Below are 13,012 nucleotides of genomic sequence, written 5' to 3' on the forward strand. Positions count from 1 at the left end.
GTACAGCTTTCCCTGGTGAATCGTCCGCTCTGCGGCCGTCGGCCGCCCGTGCACCGTAACCGAACCCGGATGTGTGCTCGATCACTGCCCTGGCCTTACGGCATCGGGGCGATCTGCACCTTGTAGCCGCGGTAGAGCTCGGGTTTGGCGGTGAGTACCGGCATATCGAGGTGCTGGGCGGTGAAGACCACGGGCGCGACGAGCGGCCATTCGGTGTGGTCGTCGGCCATCGGCACGGTGGTGCCGATGCGGATCGCGGTCGCGGCGTCCAGCTCGGCCCAGCGCACGGCGACGCGATTGTCGAGCAGGCGCCCGAGCTCGTCGATGTTGTCGACGGCGCGCATGGCCGCCATCAAGCTCACCGTCGGCACCACCATGATCCGGCGCTGCTGGGTGAACTGCCGCATGATCACCTGCCCGAACAGGGGAGAGAGGGCGAGGGAGGTCAGTGCGGTGTGGTCGGCGACGCTCACCGGCCGCTCGCGCCCGTGCCGTCCAGCGCGCTCATCAATTTGTCCAGCTTCGCTTCCGCATCGGCGATCTCGTCCGCGGAATGCCGCTTGATCCGGTCGTCGAGGCCGCCCAGGATCTGTTCGCGCAGGTCGTCGTTGAAATACGCGGGGGGCAGTGCCCCGTGGCGCAACACCTCGGCAGGTACCACCGCGACCAATTCCTTCCCCTCCCGCGTCACGATCACCGGCCGTCCGCTGGCGGACACCCCGTCGAAAACATTACCGAGCTGACCTCGCAACTCGGTCAACGGCACAGTTTCATAATCGGCCATATCTCACTGTACATCGCTGTGTACAGTCCGGCTGGGCGACGTTGCGGGCCATCGCCGCTGACCTCAGGCGGCCTTGCGGGCCGGCTCGCTGCGGTAGCGGGTGACCGGGCCGTCGATGCCGAGCAGGCGCCAGGTGAGCTTCGAGACCGGGTTCATCAGGCCGCTGTTGGTGGCCAGGGCGCGCACGTCGCCGAAGATGTTGCGCATCGTGGTCTGCGATTCCGGGCCGCTCCAGTAGGCCTCGCGCATGACCTCGGCGGGAATGTCGAACTTCTCCACGAACTCCTTGGGCGGGGTCATGATCATGTCGAGCATCACCCGCATGGCGATCGGGAAGGCCACGGACAGAACCGATTTCATGATCGGGTTCATGCCGGGCACATTGCGCCGCAGGTATTCGTGGGCGAAGGAGATGTGGCGGGCTTCCTCGGCCACGTGGATCTGCATCACGCGCTGCACCATCGGATGCAGGTCGACACCGGCGCGCAGCAGCGACTTCTGCAGGTGGTCGATCGGCTCCTCGCCGCCGAGGATCATCGTGAAGAACAGCTCGGGGAAGTACTTCACCGCAGGCCAGATGGCCATCGTCAGCTTGCGGTCGATCGAGCCCATGCCGATCACATCGCGGTAGCCGATCCGGTTGATCATCTCCTGGAACATCATCGTGTGGTTGCACTCTTCGGCAGCCTCATGGGTGACGTACCGGAACTCCGGATCGCCGTTGGGCACCGAGACCAGATACTGCATCAGCCCACGGATCAGCAGCTGCTCGAAATCCAGGCCGACCTTGGCGATCCCGGCCTGACGCCACATGCCCATGGCGATCTGCTTGTCGACCGGCTGCGCCTTGTACCAGGGGTGACGGCCCAGCGGGTCCTCCTCGGGCATGATCCAGCGCGGATCGTCGGAATGCACGGCGAATTCCGGCGAATCCCAGTCGATGTCGACATACGGATCGAAGTGCCGGTTCACCGAGCCTTCGGACAGGTTGCGCAGGATCTCGTGGTACTCGGGATCGGTGGCGGTGTTCTTGAGCGTGGTTGACAGCATCGGCGGTGTCTCCTTCGGGTGGCCCGGATCTCACTTTATATGGGACTCGGAGTCTCAGGCAACTGTAGTGCAGGTGTTGCGCTTGTCCAGCGCGCCCCACCTGTGCCGACGTACGATGGGGCAATCGCAGAACGTGTCGGACGGTTGACCAGTCAGCCAGGTCCCTGGCTGTGGAGTGAAACGGGCGGACCAGCGCCGCTCGCACACCGAGAGAGCGAGGATTCCGATGGCACAGCTGACTCCCGCCAAGGCCGTGTGGCCGTCCCTGCGGGTCGATTCCTGGACCGACACCCGCGACACCTTGCACATGTGGACCCAGATCATCGGCAAGCTGAAGATGGCGGGCACACCGCTGGTCAACCACTGGTGGAATGTCACCTTCGCGGTCAGCGCGCGCGGGTTGTCGACCGGCGCGATCCCCGTCGACGGCCGCCTGCTCGACATCGAATTCGATTTCCTCGACCACGAACTCGTGTTGCGCACCAGCGACGGCCGCCACGCCATCATCGCCTTGCGTCCGCGCACGGTCGCCGATTTCTACGCCGAGCTGGGTCATGTGCTCGGCCGGCTCGACGCCGTGGTCGACATCGAGGCCTCGCCGAACGAAGTCGACCCCGCGATCCCGTTCGCCGAGGACACCACCCACCACTCCTACGACGGCGACGCCGTCACCCTGTTCTGGCAGCAGCTCGTCCAGATCCAGCGCGTCTTCCAGCTCTGGCGTGCCGGTTTCGCCGGGAAATCCAGTCCGGTGCAGGTCTTCTGGGGTTCCCTCGACCTGGCCTGCACCCGCTTCTCCGGCCGCACCGCCCCCTTGCACCCCGGCGGCGCCCCCAACTGCGCCGACTGGGTCATGGAAGAGGCCTACTCCCGCGAATGCGCCAGCGCCGGCTTCTGGGCAGGCGGCACCGAAGGCACCTTCTACGCCTACGCCTACCCCGCCCCCCACGGCTACTCCACCCGTCCCGCGGGCCCCGACGGCGCCGAATGGGACGCCACCCTAGGCGAATTCGTCCTCCCCTACGACGTTGTCCGCCAATCCCCCGACCCCGACGCCACCCTCCTGAACTTCCTCGACACCACCTACGCGGCAGCCGCCGACCTGGCCCACTGGGACCGCAAACTCCTCGACATCAACCCCCACCGTCTCGACCGAGTCCTGCACGCCGACGACACGGCGGCACTCTGAGGTAGCGCCGCATTCGGCTTCATGCCGTCCACACCCGATAGGTGGCGTCGGCGATCTTGCCCCAGCCGAGTCCGGTCAGGTTGGCGATGATGTCGAAGATGAAGTCCTCGTCGATGTCGGCTTCGAGTCGGGCTTCGTCGGGGAGTACGCCGCCGGTTTCGTCGGCGAGCTCGCCCGCCGAGTAGATGATTCGCCGAATCGGTTGTCCGCCGGAGTACCACCCGAATCCGTAGGTGTCCGACACGCTGTGGGCGGCATAGGCGAGTGCGCGGCGGGTTCCCGAGAGCGCGAGGACCGCGTCGTCGTCGAAGGTCACCAGGATGTGCGGATCCAGGATCGACGTCCACCCGTCGACCTCGGCGACCGCGTAGTCGACCGGACGCGAGAACGCCTGCGCCAGATCGACGGTCTCGCCGCTGTCTCCGGGATGCCCCGGCAACCGCGCCGCATCGATCGTCCCTTCGACGAGCAGTCCGTTCGCTGTCCAGCCCATGCCACCCTCGCTTCCGCCTGCCCCGCGGCACGCGACGGTGTCACCCTAGCCAGCCACCCCGACAACTCCCCGCAACGCGAAACCGGTGCGAGCCATCGAGGCTCGCACCGGTTTCGCGTTGTCTACCAGCTCACTTGAGCTCGGCGCTGGTCTTGCCGAGGACGCGGCGAGCCACGATCAGCTGCTGGATCTGCTGGGTGCCCTCGAAGATGTCGAGGATCTTCGAGTCGCGGCCCCACTTCTCCAGGAGCAGGCGCTGGGAGTAGCCCAGGGTGCCTGCGAGTTCGACGGCCTTGAGGGTGACATCGGTGCCGGTGCGGCCTGCCTTGGCCTTGGACATCGAAGCCTCGAGGGAGTTGGGCTTCTTGTTGTCGGCCATCCAGGCGGCGCGCAGGGCCAGCAGGTAGGCCGACTCGTAATCGGCTTCCATGCGCAGGAATTCGGCCGCGGCGGCGTGCTGGTTCATCGCGGGGGTGTCGTAGGAGATCTCGACACCGGCCTCGGTGAGGATGGTGCGCAGTTCCTCGAGCGCGGCGCGGGCGACACCGATGGCCATGGCGGCGACCAGCGGGCGGGTGTTGTCGAAGGTCTGCATGACCCCGGCAAAGCCCTTCTCCACGTTGACTTCCGGCGAGCCGAGGATGTTGTCGGCCGGGATGCGGCAGTCCTGCAACAGCAGCACCGCGGTGTCGGAGGCCTTGATGCCGAGCTTGTGCTCGAGCCGCGCCACCGACAGGCCGGGAGCGTCACGCGGGACGACGAACGACTTGATCGCCGCACGACCGAGGCTCTTGTCGACCGAGGCCCACACCACGATGTGGGTGGAACGCTCACCGGCGGTGACGAAGATCTTCTCGCCGTTGAGGACCCACTCGTCACCGTCGAGGACGGCGGTGGTGGTGACCGCGGCGGAGTCGGAACCGAAGGACGGCTCGGTGATGGCCATCGAGGCCCACACCTTGCCGAAGCGGGCCAGCTGCTCGTCGGTGGCGACCGCGGCGATGGCGGCGTTGCCCAGACCCTGGTAGGGGATGGTCAGCATCAGGCCGACGTCGCCCCACGAGGTCTCCAGGGCGTTGAGCAGCGCGGACATGTTGCCGCCGTTGGCATTGGCGAGGATGTCGGTCTCGCCCGCCTCGTCGTTGCGGCCGCCCGCGGCGCCGCCGATCTTCTGGGTGCCGGAGTCGGCCAGCCCCTCGACCATGGCGGCCATGGTGTCGAGCTCGACCGGGTACGCGTGCTCGGCGAGGTCGTACTTGCGGGAGATGGGACGGAAGATCTGCGAGGCGACCTGGTGGGCCTGGTTGGCGCTCGCCTTCAGCTTCTTGGGGAGTTCGAGGTTGATCATGGAATTCTCCTGGGTATCGAAGACGGACCGACTAGACCAGCACCACGCCCTCGGCAACGCCGACGGCTCGCAGGTCGCGGTACCACCGCTCGACCGGGTGTTCCTTGGTGAAGCCGTGGCCGCCGAGCAGCTGCACGCCGTCCAGGCCGATCTGCATGCCCTTGTCGGTGGCGAGCTTGCGCGCCAGCGCCGCCTCGCGGGCGAAGGACAGACCCTGCTCCGCGCGTGATGCACCCCGCAGGGTCACCAGGCGGAGACCGTCGAGCTCGATCGCCATGTTGGCGACCATGAAGGCGACCGCCTGGCGGTGCGAGATGGGCTCGCCGAACGCTTCGCGCTCGTTCACGTAGGGGATCACGTAGTCGAGCACGGCCTGGCCGGTGCCGATCGCCAGCGACGACCACCCGAGCCGGGCCAGCTGCACCGCGTCGGTGTACTCCGCGGCGCGCGCCTTGGCGTCACCGTCACCGAGGACGGCGTCGGCGCCGACGGCCACGTTGTCCAGGATCAGACGGCCCAGACCGGCGGCGCGCAGACCCATGCTCGGGTCGGCCTCGACGGACAGGCCGGCGGTGTCGGACTCGACGATGAACAGCGCCGGGCGCCCGTCGAGTTCGGCGGCCACGATGAACAGCTCGGCGTCGGCGGCGGCCGGGACCAGGCTCTTCACACCGTTGAGGCGGAAGCCGCTGGGGGAGCGGGTGGCCTTGGTCTGCAGGGCGAACGGGTCGAACAGCGCGCGCGGCTCGTTGATCACCACGGACGCCTGCGGCACGTTCTCGCCGGTGAAGGCGGGCAGGTAGGTCTGCTGCTGCGCGTCGGTACCCCACTGCGACAGGGCGACGGCCACGCCGCTGGGCGCCAGGATCGGCAGCGCCAGACCCATGTCGCCATGGGCGAGAGCCTCGGCCACCAGGGAATTGGTGACGGCGCCACGCTCGCTGGCCGCGCCTTCCAGCTCCTCGGGCACGTTGATCAGGGTGATGCCGAGTTCGGCGGCGCGCTCGAGCAGGTCACGCGGCGCCTTGGCCGCGTTGTCGGCCTCGTAGGCGGCCGGGCGCAGGATCTCGCCGGCGAAGTCCTTCACGGTCTCGACGATCATCTGCTGCTCGTCGGACGGAGTGAGGTCGAAGTAGTCCTTGGTCTTGGCCTCGTTGTCGGGTAGTCGCTTGGGCTGGCCGCCGCCGGTGACCTTGGCGAAGGTGCGAGTGGCCGCGCCCAGAGTCCGGAAACCGGTCTTGGTGCCCTCGTAGGTGACGCGTTCGATGGGCTTGCGCAGGTTGTACTTCTCGGCGAGCTCCGACCCGGTAATGGTCGTCAAAGCGCGCATCGCGGCGCCCATCCAGTCCCGCTTGGGCTGGCTGAGGCCGACCGCGGACGTGTCGTTCGGACGTCGCTTCGTCGCGCTGTCTCGAGTGCTCATCATCACCTGATTTCCTCGGCTGTCGGGGCGCTTGTGACCCCAGCTATCTTACTCCTCGGTAAGACTATCTTACTCTGGAGTAAGAAGCTCGTCGACAGCCCTGGAATCGGTGATTTCGTGTCAGTCTGGACGAGTGACCGTGATCGCGTCGGTTTTCGCCCTTGTTCTGTTGATCACCACGACGCGCTACGGCTACCACCGTGACGAGATGTACTTCCTGGCCGCTGGCCGTCGGCTGGACTGGGGATATCCCGACCAGCCGCCGCTGACCCCCGCCCTCGCCCGGCTGATTGCCACGATCGACCCCGATGCGCTGTGGGTATTGCGACTGCCCGCGATCACCGCCGCGACCTTCGTCGTGGTGTGCGCGGGGCTGATGGCGAAAGAGCTGGGCGGGGGCCGTGGCGCGCGGGCGCTGGCCGCCGGTGCCGTGGCGAGCGCGGCCATGGTGCAGGCGGCCGGTCACCTGTTCGGGACGACGGTGTTCGATCTGGCGGCGTGGTCGCTGATCTGTCTGCTGATGCTGAAGCTGCTGCGCGGGGCGGATCCGCGGTGGTGGCTCGCGGTCGGCGCGGTGGTCGGGCTCGGCGTGCAGAACAAGGTGCTGGTGGTCGTGCCCGTCGGTGTGCTCGCGGTCGCGGTGCTGCTGACTTCGCTGCGAAAAGTGCTTGCCACCAAGTACTTCGCGGCGGCTTGTGCGATCGCGGCGTTGATCGCGGCACCGTATCTGTGGTGGCAGGCGGCCAACGGCTGGCCGCAGTGGGCATTGAGCAGGGCGATCGCGGGCGGTTCGTCGGGGACCTCGGACTCGCCGATCATGTTCGTGCTCTTGCAGTTCGGATTGTTCGGCCCGCTGCTCGTGCCGCTGTGGGGCTACGGTCTGTGGCGGTTGTGGCACTCGCGGTACCGGGCGTTTCCGATCGCCTACGGTCTGCTGTTCGTGCTGTTTCTGGTGGCGGGCGGTAAGGCGTACTACCTCGGCGGGATGTATCCGGTGCTGCTCGCGGCCGGGTCGGTCGGACTCGCGACGGCGCTCGGTGATCGGGGAAAGCGCTGGGCGGCAGCCGGTTCGGTGATCGCACTGAATGCCGCGATGTCGGCGGTGCTGTTCCTGCCCGTGCTTCCGGTCGCGCAGCTGCCCGACTCGCCTGTCCTCGCGGTGAACTACGACGCGGGGGAGACGATCGGCTGGCCCCGGGTCGTCGCGCAGGTGGCGGCAGCCCGGCCACCGGGCGCCGCCATCCTCACCGCGAACTACGGGGAAGCCGGTGCCATCGAGCGCTACGGCGCCGAATACGACCTGCCGACACCGTATTCGGGCCACAACGCCTACTGGTGGTGGGGTCCGCCGCCGGACACCGCGACCACGGTGCTCACCGTCGGAATCGACCGTGCGCGGCTCACCGGCCTGTGTTCTGTCGTCGAACCGGCAGGCGTGCTCGACAACGGACTCGGGATCGACAACGACGAGCAGGGCGAACCGCTGTTCGTCTGCCGCGAGCCGGTCCGGCCGTGGTCGCAGGTGTGGCCCGAGCTGCGCACCCTCGGCTGAACCCGCCTAGAGACCCTGTCGCTCCAGGAATTCGAGCAGCGCCTTGCGCCACGCGTCGGGCTGCTCGGCCATGACCACATGACCCGCGTCGATCTCGGTGTACTCGGCGCCGGGAATCGCGGCGGCCAGCGCGCGGGAGTTGGCCGGGTCGACGAGCAGATCGGCGGTGGTGTTCACGATCAGCGTCGGCACCGTGATGCCCGCGAGGTCGGCGGTCGTGTCGACGGTCTCGATCAGCGCCGCCTGCTGCCGGGTGCCACCGGGGATCGTGGCGGCGGTCTGGGCGACCAGTTCGTCGATCGCGGCAGCGGGCAGGGCGTTGACGAACTCGGGCGCGAAGCCGGTCAGCAGGACCAGCCGGGCGAAGCTCTCGTGCGCGCCCCGGTCGAGCAGGTCCTGCCAGGCCTGCACGGCCAGCCTGGCCCGGTTGTCGGGGGCGGCCAGCCCGGCGGTCAGCGCCAGGCCGGTGACCCGCTCCGGATGCCGGGCGGCGGCGCGCACGGCCACGGCGGTGCCGAGGGAGAAACCGACGATCGTGAAGGTCGGCACGCCCGCCTCGACCGCGGCCGCCACCAGCGCGTCGGCGAGGGCATCGAGGTCGAGCGGGGTGTCGTCGCCGGGGTAGTCGGAGGCGACCACCGTGTGCCCGGCGGCCAGGTCGGCCAGGACGACGCCGAAGTTGCTCTCGATCGCACCGCCGCCGCCGTGCGCGAGCACGATGCCGGGGCCGGATCCGAGGACGGTGGTCTGCAGGGGAATCGTTGTCATGCGACGGAGGTTAGGGATTCACATGGGTGTGAAGGTCAAGGCGACAGTGCGGGTGATCACATGCTGATCGGCGAACTCGCGCACCGCACCGGCGTCAGCACACGGCTGCTGCGCTACTACGAGGAACAGGGTCTGCTGCATCCGCACCGCGACCCGAACGGGTATCGCAGCTATCCGGAATCGGCGGTGGCGGCCGTGGCGAAGATCCGTGAGCTGCTCGCCGCGGGCCTCACCACCGAGGACATCGGTCAGTTGATGCCGTGCGCCGAACCCGGCGGACCGGTGCAGGCGTGCGAGATGTCGGTGCGGATCATGTCCGAGCGCACCGCCGAGCTGGGCCGGCGCATCGCCGACCTGGATCGCCAGCGCACCGAACTCACCGCGCAACTCGGCGCCTCGCTCGGCGCACAGACGCCGATGGCGGGGACCCGATAACAGGTCCCCGCCATCGCGGTGCCGGGACTACTCCCTGACGTAGAAGCGCAGGGTGAGATAGGCGGTCACCGCGGCGAACACGATGCCGATGGGCGCGATCGTCAGCGCCACCACGGCGATGTCGTCACCGGTGATCCGCGGGAAGACATTGCTGTCGAACAGCGGGCCCAGCGCGCGGTCGATGACCAGCGGCCGGGCGATGACCAGGCCGAGGATCGCCAGCACCGAGCCGACGAACGCGGCCGCCACCGCCTCCAAGAGGAACGGCAGCTGGGTATACCAGCGCGTCGCGCCCACCAGGCGCATGATGCCGACTTCCGTGCGCCGCGTGTACGCGGCGATCTGCACCATGTTCAACACCAGCAGCATCGCCGCCAGCGCCATCACCAGCGCCAGGCCGAACGCGGCATTGCGCAACCCGTCGAACAGGCTGACCAGCCGGTCGACGAATTCCTTGTCGTTGGCGACGATCCGCACGCCCTGCCTGGTCGCGAAGCTGTCGTAGATGTGCTGATACTGATCGGCATCGGTCATCTTCACCCGCAGCGAGGCGGGCAGCGGTGAATCGGCGATGTACTGCACCATCTCCGGCTGATCGGCGAACAGCTGCTTGGCCTCCTCGAGCGCGTCGGCCCGGTTGAGGAACTGCACGCTCTCCACACCCGAGGTGCCCTTCAGGTCCGCGAGCAGGGATTTGCAGGGCTCGGCGGCGCAGTCGGGGTCGGTGTCGGAGACGGCGTCGTCGAGGTAGAACCGCACCTCGAGCCTGCCGATGAAGAAGTTCTCGGTCTTGTCGGCCATCCGCACCGACAGCATGCCGCCGCCGAGCATCATCAGCGACACCGCGGTGGTCAGGATCATCGCGACGGTCATCGTCAGGTTGCGGCGCAGACCGTCGGCGACCTCGGTGAACAGGAAACTCAGTCGCATTATCGTCCCACCCCGTAGACACCGGTCGCCTCGTCGCGCACGAGTCTGCCGTGGTCGAGCTCCACCACCCGCCTGCGCATCGCGTCGACGATGTGGTTGTCGTGGGTGGCCATCAGCACGGTCGTGCCGGTGCGGTTGATCCGTTCCAGCAGCGACATGATGTCGGCGCTGGTGTCGGGGTCGAGGTTGCCGGTCGGCTCGTCGGCGAGCAGGACCAGCGGCCGGTTGACGAACGCGCGCGCGATCGCCACGCGCTGCTGCTCACCACCGGACAGCTCCGAGGGCAACCGATTGCCCTTGCCGCCGAGGCCGACCATGTCGAGCACCTCGGGCACGGTGCGTTCGATGAACTGCTGCCGTTTGCCGATCACCTCGAGCGCGAAGGCCACATTCTGCTCCACGGTCTTCTGCTGGAGCAGCCGGAAATCCTGGAAGACGCACCCGATCCGCTGCCGCAACTTCGGCACCTTGCGCCCCGGCAATCGGTCGACCCGGAAATCGGCCACCCGGATCTCGCCCGAGGTCGGCGCTTCCTCCTTCAGCAGCAGCCGCATGAAGGTCGACTTTCCCGAACCGGACGGGCCGATGATGAAGACGAATTCGCCTTTGTCCACCTCGACGGAGACGTTGTCCAGCGCCGGCCGCGTCGATGTCTTGTACGACTTGGTGACGTTGCGCATGGTGATCACGGGGAGCCAGTGTAGCCAGCGACCCCTTCGGTGACCGGGCCCCGACGTCGTCGGCGAGGCGGCGAGCAATCCTATGGCGTCGGATCGACCCAGGCGGGGACGGCGTTGAGCAGCGACACCGGACCGGTGTTCGCGGTCTCGGCGGGCTTGACGAACAGGTAGACGACGAACGTGGACACCCAGGTGGCCATCAGGATCGCTGTCGACTTACGTGGTTTCACTGATTCCTTCCTTACGCAGGGCCGCGGCGACGCGCACGCGCAGTTCGCGCCCCACTTCGAATTGTTTGCCCGGCAATGTGCGGGCAACCATCCGGATGTTCATCTCGTCGAGCGAGAGATCTTCCACACCCATCACGGACGGCTCGTCGAGCAGCAGGGGCTGGAGGCGGCGATCCTGGTAGGCCTTGGTGCACACCTCGTGCAGGATCTCGTTGATCCTGGTGATGTCGGCCTGCGCCGATACCGGCACGTCGATCGCGGCACGCGCCCAGTCCTTGGACAGGTTGGTCACCTTCACGATCTGCCCGTTGGGGACGGTGATGACCTCGCCGTCGGAGTTGCGCAGGGTGGTGATGCGCAGCGTCACATCCTCGACGGTGCCCTCGGCCGGATCGGCGGAGCCGGTGACCGAGATCTGCACCACGTCACCGAAGCCGTACTGGCGTTCGGTGATGAGGAAGAATCCGGCCAGGATGTCCTGGACGATCCGCTGGGCGCCGAAACCGAGCGCGGCGCCGAGGACCGCCGCGGGGGCGACCAGACCCGTCACCGCGAAGCCGAGCCTGCGCAGCACCTCCATGCCGACGAGCACGTAGACGATGGTCAGCACCACCCACGTGATGACCTGGGCCAAGGCATGCCGATGCTTGGCCGCTTCGGTGCGGACCAGCGCGTCGCTCGAATGGAAACCGGCGTCGATCTTGGTGGTCACCCGGTCGCGGATGAACGCGGCGAACCGGCCGAACAGCATCGCGCCGACCACCAGCAGGACGATCTCGAGCCCGCTCGACCGCAGCCACCCGGTGATCTCCGGGGCCGTGTTGATCGCGAGGACGCCGCTCATCGCCTCGCCCCGGCCGAGAGTCGACGGGGGTTGCGCTGACACAGTTCCGGTTGGCTCGAACACACACCCGAAAGGTTACAGCGGGGTCTCGGTGCCCGGTCAAACGCGAACACGCCCGGGACGGGCGAGCGAACAGGTGGCTACGCGTCGGCCTGTTCCCGCATGCGCCAACGGATTCCGGACTCGATGAAGCCGTCGATATCGCCGTCGAGCACCGCCGAGGGGTTGTTCACCTCATAGTTGGTGCGCAGATCCTTGACCATCTGGTACGGGTGCAGGACGTAGGAACGCATCTGGTTGCCCCAGGACGCGCCCTCGTTGGTCTTGAGCGCGTCCATCTGCGCGCGCTCTTCCTGGCGCTTGCGCTCGAGCAGCTTGGCCTGCAGCACGCGCATGGCCGAGATCTTGTTCTGCAGCTGCGACTTCTCGTTCTGACAGGTCACCACGATGCCGGTGGGGATGTGGGTCAGGCGGACCGCGGAGTCGGTGGTGTTGACGCTCTGACCACCAGGACCCGAGGAGCGGTACACGTCGACGCGGACCTCGCCCTCGGGGATCTCGATGTGGTCGGTGGTCTCGACGACCGGCAGCACCTCGACCTCGGCGAAGGAGGTCTGGCGGCGGCCCTGGTTGTCGAACGGGCTGATCCGGACGAGCCGGTGCGTGCCCATCTCCACCGACAGCGTGCCGTAGGCATACGGCGACTTCACCGCGAAGGTGGCGCTCTTGATGCCGGCTTCTTCGGCGTAGGAGGTGTCGTAGACCTCGACGACGTACTTGTGCCGCTCGGCCCAGCGGATGTACATGCGCATCAGCATCTGCGCCCAGTCCGCGGCGTCGACGCCACCGGCGCCGGAGCGGATGTTGACCAGCGCGTCACGCTTGTCGTACTCGCCCGAGAGCAGGGTGCGCACTTCCATCGCCTCGATGTCGACGCGCAGCGCGGCGCGCTCGTTGTCGGCGTCGGCGGTGGCTTCCTCGGCGGCCTTGCCCTCTTCGGACTCGGCCAGTTCGTAGAGCACCGGCAGGTCTTCCAGGCGCTGGCGCAGTTCCTCGACGCGGCGCAGTTCGCTCTGGGCGTGCGAGAGCTCGCTGGTCACCTGCTGGGCGTGGTCCTGGTTGTTCCACAGCTCGGGATCGGCCGCCTGGTGCTCGAGCTCGTCGATGCGACGGCGTAGCTCCTCGACATCGAGGACCGACTCGACCGTCTTGAGCGTGGTGTCGAGTTCGGCGAGGTCGGCGATAACGTCAGGATGCACGATTCCCAAGGTTACCGGTCGCCTCCG

At 67.6% G+C, this 13,012-nt stretch carries 15 protein-coding genes; 3 read left to right on the forward strand and 12 right to left on the reverse strand.

Translation table 11 applies throughout. The features are described from left to right. Positions 1–95 precede the first annotated feature (95 nt). The 3 genes from IEY60_RS11585 to IEY60_RS11595 all read right to left on the reverse strand — a co-directional run bounded on the left by IEY60_RS11585 (position 96) and on the right by IEY60_RS11595 (position 1,834). Positions 96–473, reverse strand: coding sequence for a PIN domain-containing protein (locus IEY60_RS11585; RefSeq protein WP_189026894.1), 378 nt, complete (start codon positions 471–473; stop codon positions 96–98). Beyond that, positions 470–784, reverse strand: a complete 315-nt coding sequence (locus IEY60_RS11590) for a type II toxin-antitoxin system Phd/YefM family antitoxin (RefSeq protein WP_189026896.1) — start codon at positions 782–784, stop codon at positions 470–472. Before IEY60_RS11590 ends, IEY60_RS11585 begins: the two co-directional genes overlap by 4 nt. 63 nt (positions 785–847) lie before the next feature. After that, positions 848–1,834: an AurF N-oxygenase family protein gene (locus tag IEY60_RS11595; protein WP_189026898.1), complete on the reverse strand. Its 987-nt coding sequence runs from the start codon at positions 1,832–1,834 to the stop codon at positions 848–850. A gap of 226 nt (positions 1,835–2,060) precedes the next feature. Between IEY60_RS11595 and IEY60_RS11600 the strand changes: the two genes are divergently transcribed. Further along, complete coding sequence (locus tag IEY60_RS11600; protein ID WP_189026900.1) at positions 2,061–3,023, forward strand: DUF5996 family protein; 963 nt, start codon at positions 2,061–2,063, stop codon at positions 3,021–3,023. A gap of 19 nt (positions 3,024–3,042) precedes the next feature. On the opposite strand, the gene IEY60_RS11605 is transcribed toward IEY60_RS11600, so the two are convergent. The 3 genes from IEY60_RS11605 to IEY60_RS11615 all read right to left on the reverse strand — a co-directional run bounded on the left by IEY60_RS11605 (position 3,043) and on the right by IEY60_RS11615 (position 6,290). Further along, entirely contained in the window at positions 3,043–3,516 is a 474-nt protein-coding gene (locus IEY60_RS11605) for a hypothetical protein (RefSeq protein ID WP_189026902.1), read from the reverse strand. Between the two features lie 130 nt (positions 3,517–3,646). Further along, positions 3,647–4,864: an acyl-CoA dehydrogenase family protein gene (locus tag IEY60_RS11610; RefSeq protein ID WP_189026904.1), complete on the reverse strand. Its 1,218-nt coding sequence runs from the start codon at positions 4,862–4,864 to the stop codon at positions 3,647–3,649. 31 nt (positions 4,865–4,895) lie between these two features. Continuing rightward, a complete protein-coding gene (locus IEY60_RS11615) occupies positions 4,896–6,290 on the reverse strand; it encodes an acyl-CoA dehydrogenase family protein (protein WP_189026906.1) in 1,395 nt (464 codons plus the stop codon). A 130-nt stretch (positions 6,291–6,420) separates the two neighbouring features. Here IEY60_RS11615 and IEY60_RS11620 point away from each other — a divergent pair, with 130 nt between their 5' ends. Further along, a complete protein-coding gene (locus IEY60_RS11620; RefSeq protein ID WP_189026909.1) occupies positions 6,421–7,839 on the forward strand; it encodes a glycosyltransferase family 39 protein in 1,419 nt (472 codons plus the stop codon). A 6-nt stretch (positions 7,840–7,845) separates the two neighbouring features. Here IEY60_RS11620 and IEY60_RS11625 read toward each other — a convergent pair whose 3' ends face one another. Further along, positions 7,846–8,607 carry an alpha/beta fold hydrolase gene (locus tag IEY60_RS11625; protein ID WP_189026911.1) on the reverse strand — a complete coding sequence of 254 codons (762 nt, stop codon included), beginning with the start codon at positions 8,605–8,607 and terminating at the stop codon, positions 7,846–7,848. A gap of 60 nt (positions 8,608–8,667) precedes the next feature. Between IEY60_RS11625 and IEY60_RS11630 the strand changes: the two genes are divergently transcribed. After that, a complete protein-coding gene (locus IEY60_RS11630; RefSeq protein WP_189026913.1) occupies positions 8,668–9,042 on the forward strand; it encodes a MerR family transcriptional regulator in 375 nt (124 codons plus the stop codon). Positions 9,043–9,069: 27 nt separating this feature from the next. Here the strand turns inward: IEY60_RS11630 and ftsX are convergent, their stop codons facing one another. From ftsX to prfB, 5 genes are all read right to left on the reverse strand, one after another. Further along, positions 9,070–9,972, reverse strand: a complete 903-nt coding sequence (gene ftsX / locus IEY60_RS11635) for a permease-like cell division protein FtsX (protein WP_189026915.1) — start codon at positions 9,970–9,972, stop codon at positions 9,070–9,072. Then, complete coding sequence (gene ftsE / locus IEY60_RS11640) at positions 9,972–10,661, reverse strand: cell division ATP-binding protein FtsE (protein WP_189026917.1); 690 nt, start codon at positions 10,659–10,661, stop codon at positions 9,972–9,974. The genes ftsX and ftsE overlap by 1 nt, the downstream gene beginning before the upstream one ends. A gap of 71 nt (positions 10,662–10,732) precedes the next feature. Beyond that, complete coding sequence (locus IEY60_RS11645; RefSeq protein WP_189026920.1) at positions 10,733–10,882, reverse strand: Rv3103c transmembrane domain-containing protein; 150 nt, start codon at positions 10,880–10,882, stop codon at positions 10,733–10,735. Then, entirely contained in the window at positions 10,869–11,726 is an 858-nt protein-coding gene (locus IEY60_RS11650; protein ID WP_189026922.1) for a mechanosensitive ion channel family protein, read from the reverse strand. Before IEY60_RS11650 ends, IEY60_RS11645 begins: the two co-directional genes overlap by 14 nt. Before the next feature lie 140 nt (positions 11,727–11,866). After that, entirely contained in the window at positions 11,867–12,985 is a 1,119-nt protein-coding gene (gene prfB, locus IEY60_RS11655) for a peptide chain release factor 2 (RefSeq protein WP_189026924.1), read from the reverse strand. Positions 12,986–13,012: the final 27 nt, after the last annotated feature.

It is taken from the genome of Nocardia rhizosphaerihabitans (assembly GCF_014646295.1).
In the GTDB taxonomy this organism is placed as follows: Bacteria; Actinomycetota; Actinomycetes; order Mycobacteriales; family Mycobacteriaceae; genus Nocardia; species Nocardia rhizosphaerihabitans.